A 15,963-nucleotide genomic window follows, 5' to 3' on the forward strand; every position below is an offset into this window, starting at 1 on the left:
GGGACGATGCCGAGCCGATACCCCGCCAAGGTTCCACCGCGTTGGCTGATGACCGATGAGCGGCTGGGCGACAGCCTGTGGCGGGCGTTGCGCCGACTGCCACCGGGGAGCGGCGTGGTGTTCCGCCACTACGCCACGCCGCTAGAGGAGCGGAGGACGCTGTTCGAACGGATACGCCGCGTCGCGCGGGCGCGGCGACTCGTGTTGGTGGTGGCGGGACCGACGATGGCGGGAGCGTTGCGGCACGGCCGGGTCGCCGGCGCGTATAGCTGGCCGCTCCATGACCGTACCGAAGCGCTGGCGGCACGGCGAGCGCGGGCGAAGATGGTGATGGTGTCGCCGGTGTTTCCGACGCGCTCGCATCCGGGGGCACCGGCGCTGGGAGCGGCGCGCGCGGCGAGGATCGGGCGGTTGGCGGGCGTGCCCGTGATCGCGCTCGGCGGCATGACGGAGCGGCGGTGGCGACGGGTCGCGGGGCTCGGGTTTGCAGGCTGGGCAGCGATCGACGCGTGGGTGGGGTGATAGCTAGCCCCCGTCATTGCGAGCGTAGCGAAGCAACCCAGTGCGTGGCGTTCTGCCCTGGGTTGCTTCGCTGCGCCCGCCATGACGGATATTTCGTGTGACGGGATCGGGCCGAACGCGGCCACGCTAGTTTTGGAAGCGTAAGCCGATCGGCTACCAACGATACGACTTGTGGTCGCTGGGCTCCCGCATTTTCGGGAGCATGTTGATTATGAGGGAAAACGCGCCGTCATCCGTCCGCCGACCTTAGAACCGGAAGGCAGTACCCAGGTATACGGCCTGGCTGTCGCGCCGCTCGTCCAGTCGCGCCAGCCGCTCGCGGTCGGAACGATAGCGGACGCCCGCCGTCACATCGAGGTTGCGCGTCAGCGAATATGATCCGCCCAGATCCACCGAATAGCTCTGCGGATCGGCGATCGCCTTCGGAGTGCCGGCGATCGGGCGATCGGTGGCCGCCCGCACCTGCGTGCTCCAACGGTTGGCGGTATAGCTCAATGCGACATCCGCAGCCTCGCGTCCGCCCGGCTGCGTGGCCAGATCGACACGCGTCAGGTCGCCCGCAATGGCGAACCGCTTCCAGCCCACGGCGGCACCCAGATTATAGGCGATCGGCGCGATGCCGGTGCGTGGTTCGGCGGCGATGCGCGTCGTCGTCGCAGTGTCGACGTTACTGCGTGCGCGGACCGCGACCGTCACGGCGCGATTGTCGCGCCGCGTCTCGGCGGGCGTGAACGGCAGACCGTTACCGGTACCAAGACCACTGCGCGCAAACAGTGCCGCCAGCCGCGGATCGCCCGCCGCGGGGGTGAAGCCACCCAGAGCGCGAATCGGCGGGCGCTTGACGGCGCGGGCGTTATGCTGATCGGCCGTACGGAGGGCACCGACCGCAGGCGCGACGAGGGCGGCGGCGGCGACAAGCGCTCCGGCGACAACCCCAATCATGGCGCGATGCGCACCCACCCCGAATCCTCCGACTAATCCCCTCGAAACTTCGCCTAGCATGATTCGATCCGGGCCAACCACAACCGGGAGCCTGCCGGTACGGAAATTGCGCATGTGTTGCATCAAGCGCACAGTTCGACCCCGGCTCGCGCGTAACTTGCGGGTATGCACGCGGCCCTATAGAGGCGGGAGAAGCCCATTTTTCCGTCGCAGGACACCCATCCGCATGATCCGCCGCACCGCCCGTCTGGGCATCACCGCCGTCCTGTCGCTCGCCACCTTGTCTGCCTGTGCCAGCAACGATCGGCCCAAGGGCGATCTGGCGGCATCGAAGATCACGACGATCGGCGTGAACAGCTATCTGTGGCGTGCCAGCCTCGATACGCTGTCGTTCATGCCGTTGCTCCAGACGGACTCCAACGGCGGCGTCATCGTCACCGACTGGTATGTCAATCCGCAAATTCCGTCGGAGCGGATGAAGGTGACGGTGTCGATCCTCGATCAGGACCTGCGCGCCGATGCGGTCCGCGTCGCGGCGCTACGCGAGATCAATCGGCAGGGTCAGTGGATCTCCGCCCCCGTGCAGGCCGCGACGACGCAGAAGCTGGAGGACCTGATCCTCACCCGCGCCCGCGATCTGCGCCGCGCCTCCATCGCCGGCTGAGGCAACGCCCATGACGTCGCGGTTCAACGCGCTGAAGGCCGACGCGCACTGGCAGGCTGTGTGGGAGGAGCGTCGCACCTTCGCCGCCGATGCCGCGTCGACCAAGCCGCGGGCCTATGTCCTTGAGATGTTTCCCTATCCTTCGGGGAAAATCCATATGGGCCACGTCCGCAACTATACGATGGGCGACGTGCTGGCGCGCTATCGGCGGATGACCGGGCACGAGGTCCTGCACCCGATGGGGTGGGATGCGTTCGGCATGCCGGCCGAGAACGCCGCAATGGAAAAGGGCGTGCACCCCGGCAACTGGACGCGCCAGAACATTGCCACAATGAAGGCGCAGTTGAAGCGGCTCGGCTTCGCGCTCGACTGGACGCGCGAGTTGGCGACGTGCGAGCCCGATTACTACGGCCATGAACAGGCGCTGTTCCTCGACCTGTTCGCGGGTGGCTTGGTCTATCGCAAGGAATCCTCGGTCAACTGGGACCCGGTCGATATGACCGTGCTCGCCAACGAGCAGGTGATCGACGGACGCGGCTGGCGGTCGGGCGCGGTGGTCGAGAAGCGCAAGCTGAACCAGTGGTTCCTGAAGATCACGGACTTCGCAGACGAGTTGCTCGACGGTCTGTCCTCGCTTGATCAATGGCCCGACAAGGTGCGGTTGATGCAGGAGAACTGGATCGGGCGCAGCAAGGGGCTGACGTTCCGGTTCGATCCCGTTGCGCCGCTGACCGCACCCATCGAAGTCTACTCGACGCGTCCCGATACGATCTTCGGGGCCAGCTTCGTCGCGATCGCCGCCGATCACCCGATCGCGCGCGAAGTAGCCGCGCGCGATTCGAACGCCGCCGCCTTCATCGAACGGTGCAAGGCCGGCGGCACGACCGCGGCCGAACTGGATACGCAGGAGAAGCTGGGCTTCGACACCGGCTACACCGTCGCGCATCCGTTCGATGCGGCGTGGACGCTGCCCGTCTACATCGCGAACTTCGTGCTGATGGAATATGGCACGGGTGCGGTGATGGGCGTTCCCGCGCACGACCAGCGCGATCTCGATTTCGCGCGCAAATATGGGCTGGAGGTGACCCGCGTCGTCGCCGAGGGTGACCAGACGGATGCGGTGTTCGAGGGCGATACCGCCTATACCGGTCCCGGCGCGATCGTGAACTCGCGCTTCCTCGACGGCATGGACGTGGAACAGGCCAAGGCTGCCGTCATCGCCCGTGCCGAGGGTGAAGGCTGGGGCAAGGGCTCCACCGTATTCCGACTGCGCGACTGGGGCGTCTCGCGCCAGCGTTACTGGGGTACCCCGATCCCGATCATCCACTGCGATGCCTGCGGTGCAGTGCCGGTGCCCAAGGACCAGTTGCCCGTCGTGCTGCCGAATGACGTATCGTTCGCGATCCCCGGCAATCCGCTCGATCGGCATCCGACGTGGAAATACGTCCCCTGCCCGGCCTGTGGCGGCGAAGCGGTGCGCGAGACGGACACGCTCGACACCTTCGTCGACTCGTCCTGGTACTTCATCCGCTTCGCCAGCCAGCCCAAGGACCGGCCGTTCGACCGTGCCGAGGCGGAAAAGTGGCTGCCCGTCGCCCAGTATATCGGCGGCGTGGAGCATGCGATCCTGCACCTGCTCTACGCGCGCTTCTGGACCCGCGCGTTGAAGCATATCGGCCAGCTCGACATTGCCGAGCCGTTTGCCGGGCTGTTCACGCAAGGCATGGTCACGCACGAGACGTACAAGTCCGCGGAGGGGCTGTGGCTCGGCCCCGACGATGTCGAGGGCGGCATCGAAGTCGCGACGGGGCAGCCGGTGACGGTCGGCCGCGTCGAGAAGATGTCCAAATCCAAAAAGAACACGATCGATCCGGAGCCGATCGTGGATCAATATGGTGCGGACGCCGTGCGCTGGTTCATGCTGTCGGATTCTCCACCGGAGCGGGATCTGCCCTGGTCGGAAGCCGGAATCGACGGCGCATGGCGCTTCGTCCAGCGGCTGTGGCGACTGGTCGGCAGCGAAGACGATGCTGGTAAGGGCGAAGACATCGCGCTGCGAAAGCTGTCGCATCGCACCACCGCCGGTGTCGCCGACGCGATCGAGGGATTGCAGTTCAACAAGGCGGTGGCGCTGCTCTACACGCTCGCCAATGCCATCGAGAAGGCGGCCCCCTCCCCCGACCGGCGCGACGCCGTGGCGACGCTGCTGCGCCTCGCCTCTCCGATGGTACCCCATCTGGCGGAGGAAGCGTGGGCGGCGAGTGGTCAGCCCGGTCTGATCGCCGATGCGCCGTGGCCGACCGTCGACCGGGCGATGCTGGTCGATGACGAGGTGACGATCGCGATCCAGGTCAATGGCAAGCTGCGCGACACGCTGATGTTTGCCAAGGGCGCCCCCCGCGAAGAGGTGGAAGCCGCCGCACTCGCTAGCGACAAGATCGCGCGGACATTGGACGGCAAGCCCCCGCGCAAGGTCATCGTCGTCCCCGACCGCCTCGTGAACATCGTCGCATGAGGGCGGCTGCGCTCCTGCTGCTCGGCGCGGTGGCCCTATCGGGCTGCGGCTTGCGGCCGCTCTATGCGGGTGGTGGTAACGGTGCGGTCGCGAATGCGCTCGCCAATGTCGAGGTTGCGCCGATCGAGGGCAAGGCCGGCTGGCTGATGGCGAACGCATTGCGGGATCGGCTCGGCAATCGTGGCGGCGCGCCGACCTATCGTCTCGACATCCGGCTGGACGACCGCATCAGCGGCCTCGGCCTGCGCAGCGATGACAGCGTTACGCGCGAGCGGCGGGCGTTGCGCGCGCGGTATCAGCTCGTGAACGTCGCGGACGGATCGGTGTTACTCGATGCCACCGCCGGTTCGGATGCCGGCATCGATGTCGTGCAATCCGAATATGCGACGATCGCGGCGGAGAATACCGCGCTCGAACGTTTGTCGGGCATCGTTGCCGATCAGATCGTGTCGCGCCTGGCGCTGTACGCGCAGCGGCGTCCCGCAGCGCCGTGAAGGCGAACGCCACCCAGATCCGTCAGGCGCTCGCCGCGCCGCGCCCCGCCGTCCGTTTCCACCTGCTTCACGGCCCCGACGAGGCTGGCGCAGACGCCCTCGCGCGCGTTCTGGGCGATGCGATGGGCAAGGGTGCGGAGCGGGTCGATCTCGATGGCGCCACGCTGAAGGGCGACCCTGCCCGGCTGGCCGATGAAGCCGCGTCGATGTCGCTGTTCGGCGACAAGCGCTGGATCAGGATCACCGGTCTCGGCGAAGAGAGCCTCGCGGCGATCAGCGCGTTGCTGGAGGCGGAAAGCGCAGGCAATCCCGTCGTGGCGATCGCACCGACGATCAAAGCCACCGGCAAGGTGGTGAAGCTGGCGCAGGACTCTCCTGCCGCAATGGCCTTCGCCTGTTACCCGCCGACCGCACAGGACGCCGAGCGGCTGGCAGTGTCGCTTGCCGCCGAACAGGGCATGCGGACCGCCCCCGGCGTCGCGGCACGGATGGTGGCGGCGAGCAGCGGCGATCGTGCCGTGCTGGCGCGAGAGGTCGACAAGCTGGCGCTGTTCCTCGACGCCGCCGCCGACCGACCGCGCGATCTGGATCACGAGGCGCTCGACGCGATCGGCGCGGCGCTGGACGAGGCGGAGACGAACTTAGCCGTCGAGGCCGTGGTCGAGGGGCGCGCCGATGTCCTGGCCGTAGAGCTGGCGCGGCTTTCGGAGAGCGGCACGTCGCCGATCATGTGGCTGCGTCAGCTGGCGCGTCGGCTCACGGCCTTGGCGGAGATGCGGGCCGAAGTCGCCCGCGGCGAGCCGGCCGACAGCGTGGTCAAACGCCACCGCGTCTTCTGGAAGGAAGAGCAGGCGACGATCCGGGCGTTGCGCCGCTGGTCGCCCGTGATGCTTGCCGACGCCCTGGCGCGCGCGCGCGCCGCGGAACGGGCGGTGATGACCGCGAACAACGCTGGATCGGTGCTGGCGGATCAGGCGATCCTGACCCTCTCCCGCGCGGTGGCCCGGCGAGGCTAGATCGTCTCGCCGGTCAGTCGCTGACAGAGCATGTCGAGCTGGTCGAGCGTCGAGTAGGCCAACGTCAGTGTCCCGCCTTTCTCTCCATACCCGATCGATACGGAGACCCCGAGCAGGTCTGCAAGCCGACGTTCCAACGCCGCGATGTCGGCATCCGGTGCCGGCGGTGCCGCCCGCTCCCCGCGCGGTTCGGATCGTCGCGGCTTGGTGTCGCGGGCCAGCTTCTCCGTCTCGCGCACCGACAGGCCACGCCGGACGACCTGTTCCGCCAACCCCTCGACGTCGGGAGCGCCCAGCAACGCCCGCGCATGGCCCATCGACAGCGATCCATCGACCACCCTCGCCTGTACGGGGTCAGGCAAATCCAGCAGCCGCAGCAGATTGGCGACGTGGCTGCGCGACTTGTGGACGATCTGCGCCAGCGCTTCCTGCGTATGACCGTAATCGCCCGCCAGACGTTGATACGCCTGCGCCTCTTCGATCGCATTCAGGTCCTGCCGCTGGATGTTCTCCACCAGCGCGATTTCGAGCGTCTCTGCGTCGTCGAAGTCGCGAACGACGACCGGCACTTCATGCAGCCGAGCCCGCTGCGCGGCCCGCCAGCGTCGTTCACCCGCGACGATCTGATACTGGTGACCATGCGGCCGCACCACGATCGGCTGGATGACGCCCCGCGACGCGATCGACGCGGCGAGTTCGTCCAGCATCGCCTCGTCGAAGTGGCGTCGTGGCTGCTCGGGGTGCGGAGCGAGAGCACTGACCGGTAGCATCCGCACGCCCGGTCCCGGCTCCGCCCCCGGTGTAACCGGCGCTTCGCGCGCGATTTCGCCCAGCAAAGCGTTTAATCCGCGCCCGAGTCCTCCCCGCGGTCGACGTGCGGCATCGCTCATGCGGCCGCATCCACAGCCGGCTTGGGAAGCCGCTGAATCATCTCGCGTGCCAACGCCATATAGGCTTCCGAGCCGGAGCAGCGGTGATCGTAAATCAGCGCGGGCAAGCCGTGGCTCGGCGCTTCGGACAGGCGGACATTGCGCGGAATCACGGTGTCGAACACGACCTTGCCCAGCACGGCGCGAACGTCGGTAGAAACCTGCTCGGTCAGCCGGTTCCGGCGATCGTACATCGTCAGCGCGACGCCGAGGATCGCGAGTCCGGGATTGAACCGCTCCCGGATGCGCTCCACCGTACTCAACAGTTGGGACAATCCTTCGAGCGCGAAGAACTCGCACTGCAGTGGAACTAGCAACCGGTCGGCGGCCACCATCGCATTGATCGTCAGCAGTCCGAGCGATGGAGGACAATCGATCAATACGATGTCCCAACGCGAGGCGTTCGCACGGATGGCCGCATCAAGGCGGTGGGTACGATCATCGAACTCGACCAGTTCGATCTCCGCCCCGGACAGGTCAACCGTCGCCGGAAGAACATCGAGCCGTGGCACCTTGCTGGCAACGACCGCGGCATCCACCGGACAATCCCCGAGCAAAACGTCGTAGCTCGATCGCTCGCGTTGCGACTGTAGAATCCCAAGGCCTGTGGAGGCGTTGCCCTGCGGGTCAAGGTCCACCAGCAACACGCGTTGGCCGGTAGCGGCGAGAGCAGTGCCAAGGTTGATGGCGCTGGTCGTCTTTCCAACACCACCCTTCTGGTTCGCGATCGCCACGCAGATCATGTGGGGCAGCCTTCAAGAACCACGATCGAAGACGAGGTCTCCGTGACGCTTTGTTCCACGTGAAACATCATACCCCTCGCTTCGACCTGGGTCTGAAGATCGCCGATGTCGGCCGCTCCCCGCGGCAACAACCAGCGTGTCCTTGGTGTGCAGCAATGCCGCGCCGCAAGCAAAAGCTTTTCGACGGACGCCACTGCCCTGGCGGTGATAACATCCGCTTCAACCCGAGCCGTTTCAATCTTGCCTTCGATGACCAAGGCGGGCGCGACGCCCAACGTGTCGAGGCAATGGCGCAAAAACGCGACGCGACGCTTCCGCGGTTCCACCATCGTCATCGGCAATGCACCCGCGATGGCGAGAACCATCCCCGGAAATCCGCCGCCCGATCCGATGTCGAGCCACCTGCTCGGCCGATCCGACGCTGCGATTGACATCAGCTGCAGCGAATCCGCAATATGTCGACTCCACAGCATCGGCACAGTACCCGGCGAAATCAGGTTCTGCCGCGTATTCTCTTCGACGATCATGATCGCGAACCGTTCGAGCAATTGGAACGCGCTCGGATCCACTCGATCAGCAACCCACGCCTTGGCGTCGTCCTCGGTCACGCGGCCTTCCTCGCATGAAGCAACACTGCGCTGAGAGCGGCTGGTGTGATCCCCCTGACCCGCGCGGCCGCCGCCAGCGACCGCGGCTGGCTGGCCGACAACCTGACGACCATCTCGTTCGACAGCCCCTGAATTTCGGCGAAGCACAGATCGTGTGGCAAAGGGATATCCTCATCCCTCCTCATGCGCTCGACCTCGGCTGCCTGGCGGTCGAGATACGGGGCATACCGCGCGTCTTGCAGCGTCTCCGCAAGGATGTCGGCATCAGCGACCACATCTGGCGCGACATGGTCCCACGCGACACCGTCGAAACGCAGCCATTCCCACGCGCTCCGCCGCGATCCATCCTGCGCCACCTTACCGCCCGCGACCGCAATCGCGGATGACGTGACTTCTCGCGCAAGCAGTGTGCGGACCCGCGCTCGTTCCTGAGTCCGGCCGTGCTGGTGCTCCAGCCGAGCGCTTCCCAATGCTCCGGCCGCCTCGGCAATATGGCCCAATCGTGATCCGGCATTGTCGGCGCGCAGGGCCAGTCGGTACTCGGCGCGAGCCGTCAGCATCCGGTACGGCTCGGTCACACCTTGCAGCACGAGATCATCGATCATGACGCCGATATAGCTCGACGCGCGGTCCAGAATGACAGGCTCCAAATCGCACGCATAAGCCGCTGCGTTCAACCCGGCGACAAGGCCCTGCCCCGCTGCCTCCTCATATCCCGTCGTGCCGTTGATCTGTCCTGCGAAGAACAGGCCGTCGACACCGCGATGCGCCAACGTAGGTCCCAGAGAGCGCGGGTCGAGGTGGTCGTACTCGACCGCATAGCCGGGCACAGTGATCCGCGCGTTTTCCAGCCCGGGAATCGATGCGAGCACCGCCTCCTGAACCGAAGTCGCCAGGCTGGTCGACAAGCCGTTCGGATACACCGTGGTATCCGACAGACCCTCCGGCTCCAGAAATACCTGATGACCGTCGCGATCGCCGAACCGGTCGATCTTGTCCTCGATGGAGGGACAATAGCGTGGACCCTGCCCCTCGATCGCGCCGGAGAATAGCGGCGACTCCGGCAGCGCGCCGCGGATGATCGCGTGCGTGGCCATGGTCGTGCGCGTTATCGCGCAGGCTATTTGGGGAAGAGCCCGATGACGGGTTAGCGCCGACATGGACCACTGATCGTCATCCGACGGCTGCTCTTCGAGTTTCGCCCAGTCGATCGTTCGGCCATCGAGCCGGGGCGGCGTGCCCGTTTTCAAGCGAGCCATCGGCAACGCGAGATCACGCAACGACGCCGCTAGAGGACCAGCGGCACGCTCGGCGATGCGGCCGCCGTGATGACGTTCGTCACCTCGGAAGATCGTCGCACCGAGGAACGTCCCGGTTGCGATGACGACGGCGCGCGCCTGAACATGGTCGCCGCTGCTCAGCGTGATTCCAACGATGCGACCGTTGTTCAGCTTCAGGGCAATAGCTTCGCCCTGCAGCATTTCGACGCTGGTCGTTTCAAGAATGTTTCGCACCGCTGCCGCATACAGGCGCCGGTCCGCTTGTATGCGGGGTCCCTGAACCGCCGCCCCTTTGCTGCGATTCAGCATCCGGTGATGGATAGCCGCAGCGTCTGCGGCCACTGCCATGATGCCGTCGAAGGCATCTACCTCGCGGACGATGTGTCCTTTTCCCAACCCGCCAATCGACGGGTTACAGGACATCTGCCCAATGTTGTCGGCCGAGTAGGAGAGCAAGGCGATCCGAGCGCCTCTCCGCGATGCTGCTGCCGCTGCTTCGGCACCAGCATGGCCGCCACCAATTACGAGAACGTCGTACATGGTTCGGCTTTGACGCGGCCACGGACAAAGGTCAAAATTGTTCCACGTGGAACAGCGTCATTTTCCCAAGCAAAAGCGCGAAAAGAGTGCATCCAGCATCGCTTCGGTAGCATCCGCCCCGGTAACCGCTGCCAACGCCTTGAGCGCAATCCGGAGGTTCTCACCCAGCAAAAGCGGAACGCGCGTAGCATCAAGCAATGCATGTGCCGCAGTGCGGCATAACTCAGCTTGGTGGGCCCTTAAAGGAACGAGGTCGATGGAGGGTATCAGCGTGACGGCCCGCGCCGATATGGCGTTCCAAACGGCTTCTATAGATTGGGGGTCCGACTGCGATATCACGACGTCAGCATTCGTCGGCACCACTCGTCGATCTGGCAGATCGCTTTTTGCGTGTACCCTGATCGCGTCCTGACGTGGAGGTGCTCCGTCCCCCAGCCACAACACGATATCGCCCGCATCGATGGCCTGCTCCGCCCGGCCGACTCCGATGGCTTCGACGATGTCATCGGTTCTGGTCAGGCCGGCCGTGTCCGTCAGCCGATACGCCAGCCCTCCGCGTGCGACCTGTACTTCGATCCGGTCGCGGGTCGTCCCCGCGATCGGCGACACGATCGCGGCGTCCTGTTCTGCCAACAGGTTCAACAGGGTCGACTTGCCGGCATTCGGAGGACCCGCCAAGACGACGACGATGCCGCGGTGCAGCGCATCGACGGGGGGCGCCGACGCAACGTCGTGGATTGATGTTCCGAGCGTTCGCGCATCGAGAGCTATGGCATCGATATCTTCGTCGACGGCATCGTCCTCGCCATAGTCGAGCACCGCCTCGATACGCGCCGACAGGATCGCCAACTCAGTGATCCAGCCCTCGATCGAGCGGCTGACATTCCCCTCGGCAGCGGCGATCGCCACGCGACGCTGCCCCTCGGTTTCGGCGGCCAGCAGGTCTGCCAACCCTTCCGCTTCGGTCAGATCGATGCGCCCGTTGGTCAATGCTCTCCGCGTGAACTCGCCGGGTTCCGCGAGACGAACGGTGGCGCTATCGACCAGCGTCGTCAGGATCGACGCGACCACGGCGCGTCCGCCGTGGCAGTGGATCTCGACTAGGTCCTCCCCCGTCGCCGTGGCGGGTCCGGGAAAGGCCAGCATCAAGACGCGGTCGAGCACCGAACCTGCGGGATCTCTCAGGGTTCGCAGCTTCGCCGTTCTTGGTGACGGCAGCGATCCTGCAAGCGCCTCCCCCGCCGCAAACGCCGCCGGTCCGCTAACCCGGATCACCGCAATGGCCGCCGGCGGCTGACCGCTGGATACCGCCGCGATCGTATCGATCATCCCTTCGATGCCGCGCCGATCGTACCGGCACTGTCGAGCATCTGCCGCCAGAATTTCATGCCCGCGTCACCCATCGGGGCCCAGCTTTTCAGCATGCCCTCCAGCAGTTCGGGCTGGACCTTCCCCTGCATCACCTCCTGCATCATCGCAACATATTGATCGTGCAGCGGCGTCAGGTCCGGCAGGCCCATGGCCCGACGGGCCTCGTCTGGCGTGCAGTCGATCTCGATCGTGACCTTCATATCGCATGTCCTCCGCCGCCGTGGCGCCGCATAGCGCCACGACCGCGTGTTCCCGTCAACCGGATCACCCGAACAGGCTGGCGACGCCCAGCGTGTTCTCGCTACCGACCCAGCCTTCGTAGATCATCTTGAACGCCACGAAGACGATCACGGCAAGGCCGACATAGGCGATCCAGCGATACTTGTTGATGATGCGCGCGATGAAGTTCGCCGCCAGCCCCATCAGGGCCACCGACAGCAGCAGGCCGACGACGAGGATGCCCGGATGCTCGCGCGCCGCCCCTGCGACCGCCAACACGTTGTCCAAGCTCATCGATACGTCGGCGACGGCGACCGCCCAGGCCGCTCCGGCGAAGCTCTTCGCCGAGCGAATGCCCGACGCTTCATCACCAGCAATTTCATCGGAGCCGGGGTTGTGTCCACCCTCGCGAATTTCGCGCCAGAATTTCCAGCTCACCCACAACAGCAACAGGCCACCCGCGAAGATCAGGCCGACGATGCCCATCAGCCACGTGACGATCAACGCGAACAGGATGCGCAGCACCAGCGCCGCGCCGATGCCGATCAGGATCACCTTCTTGCGCTGCTCGGCCGGCAGGCCCGCCGCCAGCGCCCCGACGACGATCGCATTGTCGCCCGCAAGGACGAGGTCGATCATCAAAACCGATCCGAACGCGGCGAGTGCCGCGGGCTCGGTGATGTTCGAGAAGTCGGCGACGATATGCTGCCAGATCTCGGCGGGCGAACCCGGTCCGCTCGCGACGGCCGCGGCTAGAAGGGTGAGGATAGACATGTCGGCTCCCGATGACGCATTCGTCACCTCATAGCGCAACAGGCGGGTGTTACGAGCGAAAGTCGCTTAACTCGGTCGTTCTCGGCGCTTGTGGTGCCCGTGACGCGGGCAAAGCCCGCGTCGTTCGACGGGCGCAACGCGCCGGCCGCGCTTGGGCGAGTCCTGCCGCAAGGTGCGGCAGGCCGCCCCGCGCGTTACTGATTCATGCTGTCGAAGAAATCGTGGTTGGTCTTCGAATTCTTCATCTTGTCGAGCAGGAATTCCATCGAGTCGATCGTGCCCATCTGCATCAGGATGCGGCGCAGGACCCACATCTTGGACAGCTTGTCCTTCTCGACCAGCAGCTCTTCCTTGCGGGTCCCGCTCTTGCCGACGTCCAGCGCCGGGAAGATGCGCTTGTCCGCCACCTTGCGATCGAGCACGATCTCGGAGTTGCCGGTGCCCTTGAACTCTTCGAAGATCACCTCGTCCATGCGGCTGCCGGTGTCGATCAGGGCAGTGGCGATGATCGAGAGCGAGCCGCCCTCCTCAATGTTACGCGCCGCACCGAAGAAGCGCTTGGGGCGCTGCAACGCGTTGGCGTCGACACCGCCGGTCAGGACTTTGCCCGACGACGGCACGACCGTGTTGTAGGCGCGGCCGAGACGCGTGATCGAGTCGAGCAGGATCACGACATCGCGCTTGTGCTCGACCAGCCGCTTCGCCTTTTCGATCACCATTTCGGCGACCTGCACGTGGCGCTGGGCCGGCTCGTCGAAGGTCGAGGACACGACTTCGCCCTTCACGGATCGCTGCATGTCGGTGACTTCCTCCGGCCGCTCGTCGATCAGCAGCACGATCAGGAACACTTCGGGATGGTTGTCGGTGATCGCCTTGGCGATGTTCTGCAACATGACCGTCTTCCCGACGCGGGGCGGTGCGACGATCAGCGTACGCTGGCCCTTGCCCTGCGGCGAGACGATGTCGATAACGCGCGCCGACTTGTCCTTCTGCGTCGGATCTTCCGGGTCGAGCGTCAGCTTCGATTCCGGATACAGCGGCGTGAGGTTGTCGAAATTGACGCGGTGACGGACCATGTCCGGATCGTCGAAATTGACCGCGGTCAGCCGCACCAGCGCGAAATAGCGCTCGCCGTCCTTCGGCCCGCGGATCTCGCCCTCGACCGTGTCGCCGGTGCGCAGCCCGTGCTTGCGGACCTGATTGGGCGAGACATAGATGTCGTCGGGGCCGGCAAGGTAATTCGCTTCCGGACTACGCAGGAAGCCGAAGCCGTCCTGCAACACCTCGATCGTGCCCAGTCCCATGATCTGGTCGCCACGCTCCGCCTGTTCCTTCAGGATGGCGAACAGCAGGTCCTGCTTGCGCAGCGTCGACGCGCTTTCGACGCCCAGTTCCTCGGCGAGCTGCACCAGCTCGGCGGGCGTCTTCTTCTTCAGGTCTTTGAGATGCATGGAAAGGTCCGGATGCGAGCGTCGGGCGGCGAAGGGATCGCGATCATACCGATGCTGGAAAGGCGCGTGGGAACGCGGCAGGACGCCGCTACGCGAGACAGGGAGGTAAGCGGCTCGCTTCCTCCCGTCAAGCAGGGTTCGTCAAGCAGGGTTCAGGGTTTTACGATCACCAGCACCACGATCAGCGTCACCGCCAGCGCCGGTATCTCGTTCAGCATCCTGAGCTTGCGCCCGTCGAGCGTCGGCTTCCCCCGCGCCAGCTTCTTCGCATAGCCGACTGCCCAGCCGTGATAGCCCGACAGCAGGAACACCAGCAGCAGCTTGGCGTGCAGCCAGCCCAGCCCCGACACACCGTCGAACAGCCCCAGATTGGCTGCCAGCATCAATCCGAGCACCCACACGACGACCAGCGCCGGCGTGAGGATGATATGGCGGATCTTGCCCTCGCGCGACACCCACTCAGCGGCCTCGTCGGTGCGGCCGGCGGCCAGCGCCTCCTGATGATAGACGAGGTAGCGCGGCAGCATGAACAGCCCCGCCATCCAGAAGATGACGAAGATCAGATGCGCCGCCTTCACCCAGTCATAGGTCGCGCCCAGCCAGCCGATCATCGATCCCTCCTTACGTGCGCAATCAACCGTTCGACATGCGCGATCGGCGTGTCGGGCAGGATGCCGTGGCCCAGATTGAAGACGTGCGGCCGCCCCGCCAGCGCTGCCGTGATACGGTCCACCGCCCGATCGAGTTCCGCACCGCCCGCGATCAGCGCCAGCGGATCGAGATTGCCCTGCACCGGCATCCCCTCCGGCAACACGCTGTTCGCCCAGGCGGGATCGACCGTTTCGTCCAGCCCCAGCGCATCGACCCCGGTCTCGCGCGCATAGGCAGGCAGCTTGCCCCCCGCCCCCTTTGGAAAGCCGATCACCAGCAGCTCCGGCCGCTTCGCCTTCAGCGCCGCGACGATCGCCGCATTCGGCGCGATCACCCAGCGTTCAAACTGTGCCGGGCTCAGAGATCCGGCCCAGCTGTCGAACAGCTGCACCGCCTCCACGCCCGCATCCGCCTGCGCGATCAGATACTCGACCGTCATCGCGACGATCGCATCGACCAGCGCCTGGAACGCGCCGGGATCATTATAGGCGAAACGCCGCGTCTCGCCCTGATCCTTCGATCCCTTGCCCGCGACCATGTACGTCGCGACCGTCCAGGGCGATCCGGCAAAGCCCAGGAAGGTCGTCGCTCCGGCGTTCAGGGCGGGCAGTTCCGCCGCGACCCGACGCACGGTGCCATAGACCGGCTCCAGCCGCTCCGGCACCCGCTCCAGAGCGCTCAGCGCGTGGTTCATGAGCGCCGGCTCCAGCCGCGGCCCCTCGCCCACCCCGAAACTCAGGTCCTGCCCCAGCGCCCACGGCACCATCAGGATGTCGCTGAACAGGATCGCGCCGTCGAACCCGAAGCGTCGGATCGGTTGCAGCGTCACCTCCCCCGCCGCGATCGGATCGGTGGCGAGTGCAAGGAATCCCCCCTTCTCCGCCCGCAGCGCGCGATATTCCGGCAGGTACCTACCGGCCTGACGCATCAGCCACAGCGGCGGGACCGCGGGAATCGCACCCTTCAACACCGCGAGCAGCGGCTTGTGACTCGAATCGGTCAGCGTCCTTCTTCCTTAAAGAAGAGTTAAAAATAGGATGAGGTAGTGGATGGCGCGTTGGCACCGGGGATTAGGCATCCGTCCCGGAAATGCCAACAGCTTGACCGCGCGGGAGTCGCTGAATCACGCGCGATTCGGACCAACCGTCCCCGCTTTTCACAGCCTGTGGATAAAATGCGCGGCTGTGGACGCGCCTGTGGATGAAATGCCGATTGTCCACCATCACGGCCTCGCTTGGCCGGGT

The 15,963-nt window shown here is 65.6% G+C and carries 16 protein-coding genes; 5 read left to right on the plus strand and 11 right to left on the minus strand.

Features of this window, described 5'->3' with window-relative positions; translation table 11 throughout:
* The first annotated feature begins 6 nt into the window (after nucleotides 1-6).
* Nucleotides 7-522, plus strand: coding sequence for a thiamine phosphate synthase (locus AC0CH8_RS03175; protein ID WP_465238637.1), 516 nt, complete (start codon nucleotides 7-9; stop codon nucleotides 520-522).
* Between the two features lie 246 nt (nucleotides 523-768).
* Here AC0CH8_RS03175 and AC0CH8_RS03180 read toward each other — a convergent pair whose 3' ends face one another.
* Complete coding sequence (locus AC0CH8_RS03180) at nucleotides 769-1,482, minus strand: porin (RefSeq protein ID WP_465238638.1); 714 nt, start codon at nucleotides 1,480-1,482, stop codon at nucleotides 769-771.
* A 208-nt stretch (nucleotides 1,483-1,690) separates the two neighbouring features.
* Here AC0CH8_RS03180 and AC0CH8_RS03185 point away from each other — a divergent pair, with 208 nt between their 5' ends.
* From AC0CH8_RS03185 to holA, 4 genes are read left to right on the plus strand one after another with little or no spacing between them, the layout of a single operon-like run.
* Nucleotides 1,691-2,128: a DUF3576 domain-containing protein gene (locus AC0CH8_RS03185; protein ID WP_465238639.1), complete on the plus strand. Its 438-nt coding sequence runs from the start codon at nucleotides 1,691-1,693 to the stop codon at nucleotides 2,126-2,128.
* Between the two features lie 10 nt (nucleotides 2,129-2,138).
* Entirely contained in the window at nucleotides 2,139-4,643 is a 2,505-nt protein-coding gene (gene leuS / locus AC0CH8_RS03190) for a leucine--tRNA ligase (RefSeq protein WP_465238640.1), read from the plus strand.
* Nucleotides 4,640-5,137 (plus strand): LPS assembly lipoprotein LptE, encoded by a 498-nt coding sequence (gene lptE, locus AC0CH8_RS03195; RefSeq protein ID WP_465238641.1) that lies wholly within the window; start codon nucleotides 4,640-4,642, stop codon nucleotides 5,135-5,137. The genes leuS and lptE overlap by 4 nt, the downstream gene beginning before the upstream one ends.
* A complete protein-coding gene (gene holA / locus AC0CH8_RS03200) occupies nucleotides 5,134-6,153 on the plus strand; it encodes a DNA polymerase III subunit delta (RefSeq protein ID WP_465238642.1) in 1,020 nt (339 codons plus the stop codon). The genes lptE and holA overlap by 4 nt, the downstream gene beginning before the upstream one ends.
* Here the strand turns inward: holA and AC0CH8_RS03205 are convergent.
* The 10 genes from AC0CH8_RS03205 to hemE all read right to left on the minus strand — a co-directional run bounded on the left by AC0CH8_RS03205 (nucleotide 6,150) and on the right by hemE (nucleotide 15,722).
* Nucleotides 6,150-7,043: a ParB/RepB/Spo0J family partition protein gene (locus AC0CH8_RS03205; protein WP_465238643.1), complete on the minus strand. Its 894-nt coding sequence runs from the start codon at nucleotides 7,041-7,043 to the stop codon at nucleotides 6,150-6,152. The genes holA and AC0CH8_RS03205 overlap by 4 nt on opposite strands.
* Nucleotides 7,040-7,825 (minus strand): ParA family protein, encoded by a 786-nt coding sequence (locus AC0CH8_RS03210; RefSeq protein WP_465238644.1) that lies wholly within the window; start codon nucleotides 7,823-7,825, stop codon nucleotides 7,040-7,042. Before AC0CH8_RS03210 ends, AC0CH8_RS03205 begins: the two co-directional genes overlap by 4 nt.
* Nucleotides 7,822-8,433 (minus strand): 16S rRNA (guanine(527)-N(7))-methyltransferase RsmG, encoded by a 612-nt coding sequence (gene rsmG / locus AC0CH8_RS03215; protein WP_465238645.1) that lies wholly within the window; start codon nucleotides 8,431-8,433, stop codon nucleotides 7,822-7,824. The genes AC0CH8_RS03210 and rsmG overlap by 4 nt, the downstream gene beginning before the upstream one ends.
* Entirely contained in the window at nucleotides 8,430-10,253 is a 1,824-nt protein-coding gene (gene mnmG, locus AC0CH8_RS03220; RefSeq protein ID WP_465238646.1) for a tRNA uridine-5-carboxymethylaminomethyl(34) synthesis enzyme MnmG, read from the minus strand. Before mnmG ends, rsmG begins: the two co-directional genes overlap by 4 nt.
* Before the next feature lie 57 nt (nucleotides 10,254-10,310).
* Nucleotides 10,311-11,582, minus strand: a complete 1,272-nt coding sequence (mnmE, locus tag AC0CH8_RS03225) for a tRNA uridine-5-carboxymethylaminomethyl(34) synthesis GTPase MnmE (RefSeq protein WP_465238647.1) — start codon at nucleotides 11,580-11,582, stop codon at nucleotides 10,311-10,313.
* A complete protein-coding gene (locus tag AC0CH8_RS03230; RefSeq protein WP_204199048.1) occupies nucleotides 11,579-11,824 on the minus strand; it encodes a DUF6489 family protein in 246 nt (81 codons plus the stop codon). Before AC0CH8_RS03230 ends, mnmE begins: the two co-directional genes overlap by 4 nt.
* A gap of 64 nt (nucleotides 11,825-11,888) precedes the next feature.
* On the minus strand, nucleotides 11,889-12,617 hold the full coding sequence (locus AC0CH8_RS03235) for a TerC family protein (RefSeq protein WP_204199047.1): 729 nt from the start codon (nucleotides 12,615-12,617) through the stop codon (nucleotides 11,889-11,891).
* Between the two features lie 194 nt (nucleotides 12,618-12,811).
* Nucleotides 12,812-14,068 carry a transcription termination factor Rho gene (gene rho, locus AC0CH8_RS03240; protein WP_055844563.1) on the minus strand — a complete coding sequence of 419 codons (1,257 nt, stop codon included), beginning with the start codon at nucleotides 14,066-14,068 and terminating at the stop codon, nucleotides 12,812-12,814.
* Nucleotides 14,069-14,220: 152 nt separating this feature from the next.
* Nucleotides 14,221-14,679 (minus strand): CopD family protein, encoded by a 459-nt coding sequence (locus tag AC0CH8_RS03245; RefSeq protein WP_465238648.1) that lies wholly within the window; start codon nucleotides 14,677-14,679, stop codon nucleotides 14,221-14,223.
* A complete protein-coding gene (gene hemE / locus AC0CH8_RS03250; RefSeq protein ID WP_465238728.1) occupies nucleotides 14,676-15,722 on the minus strand; it encodes a uroporphyrinogen decarboxylase in 1,047 nt (348 codons plus the stop codon). The genes AC0CH8_RS03245 and hemE overlap by 4 nt, the downstream gene beginning before the upstream one ends.
* Nucleotides 15,723-15,963 lie beyond the last annotated feature (241 nt).

Source organism: Sphingomonas sp. AC435 (assembly GCF_979253005.1).

Coding starts and splice junctions, on each gene's coding strand:
- mnmG (WP_465238646.1), bottom strand. CDS start 10,253: ATGTACGACGTTCTCGTAATTGGTGGCGGCCATGCTGGTGCCGAAGCA.
- leuS (WP_465238640.1), top strand. CDS start 2,139: ATGACGTCGCGGTTCAACGCGCTGAAGGCCGACGCGCACTGGCAGGCT.
- lptE (WP_465238641.1), top strand. CDS start 4,640: ATGAGGGCGGCTGCGCTCCTGCTGCTCGGCGCGGTGGCCCTATCGGGC.
- rho (WP_055844563.1), bottom strand. CDS start 14,068: ATGCATCTCAAAGACCTGAAGAAGAAGACGCCCGCCGAGCTGGTGCAG.
- AC0CH8_RS03175 (WP_465238637.1), top strand. CDS start 7: ATGCCGAGCCGATACCCCGCCAAGGTTCCACCGCGTTGGCTGATGACC.
- AC0CH8_RS03185 (WP_465238639.1), top strand. CDS start 1,691: ATGATCCGCCGCACCGCCCGTCTGGGCATCACCGCCGTCCTGTCGCTC.
- AC0CH8_RS03210 (WP_465238644.1), bottom strand. CDS start 7,825: ATGATCTGCGTGGCGATCGCGAACCAGAAGGGTGGTGTTGGAAAGACG.
- mnmE (WP_465238647.1), bottom strand. CDS start 11,582: ATGATCGATACGATCGCGGCGGTATCCAGCGGTCAGCCGCCGGCGGCC.
- AC0CH8_RS03245 (WP_465238648.1), bottom strand. CDS start 14,679: ATGATCGGCTGGCTGGGCGCGACCTATGACTGGGTGAAGGCGGCGCAT.
- AC0CH8_RS03205 (WP_465238643.1), bottom strand. CDS start 7,043: ATGAGCGATGCCGCACGTCGACCGCGGGGAGGACTCGGGCGCGGATTA.
- AC0CH8_RS03230 (WP_204199048.1), bottom strand. CDS start 11,824: ATGAAGGTCACGATCGAGATCGACTGCACGCCAGACGAGGCCCGTCGG.
- AC0CH8_RS03235 (WP_204199047.1), bottom strand. CDS start 12,617: ATGTCTATCCTCACCCTTCTAGCCGCGGCCGTCGCGAGCGGACCGGGT.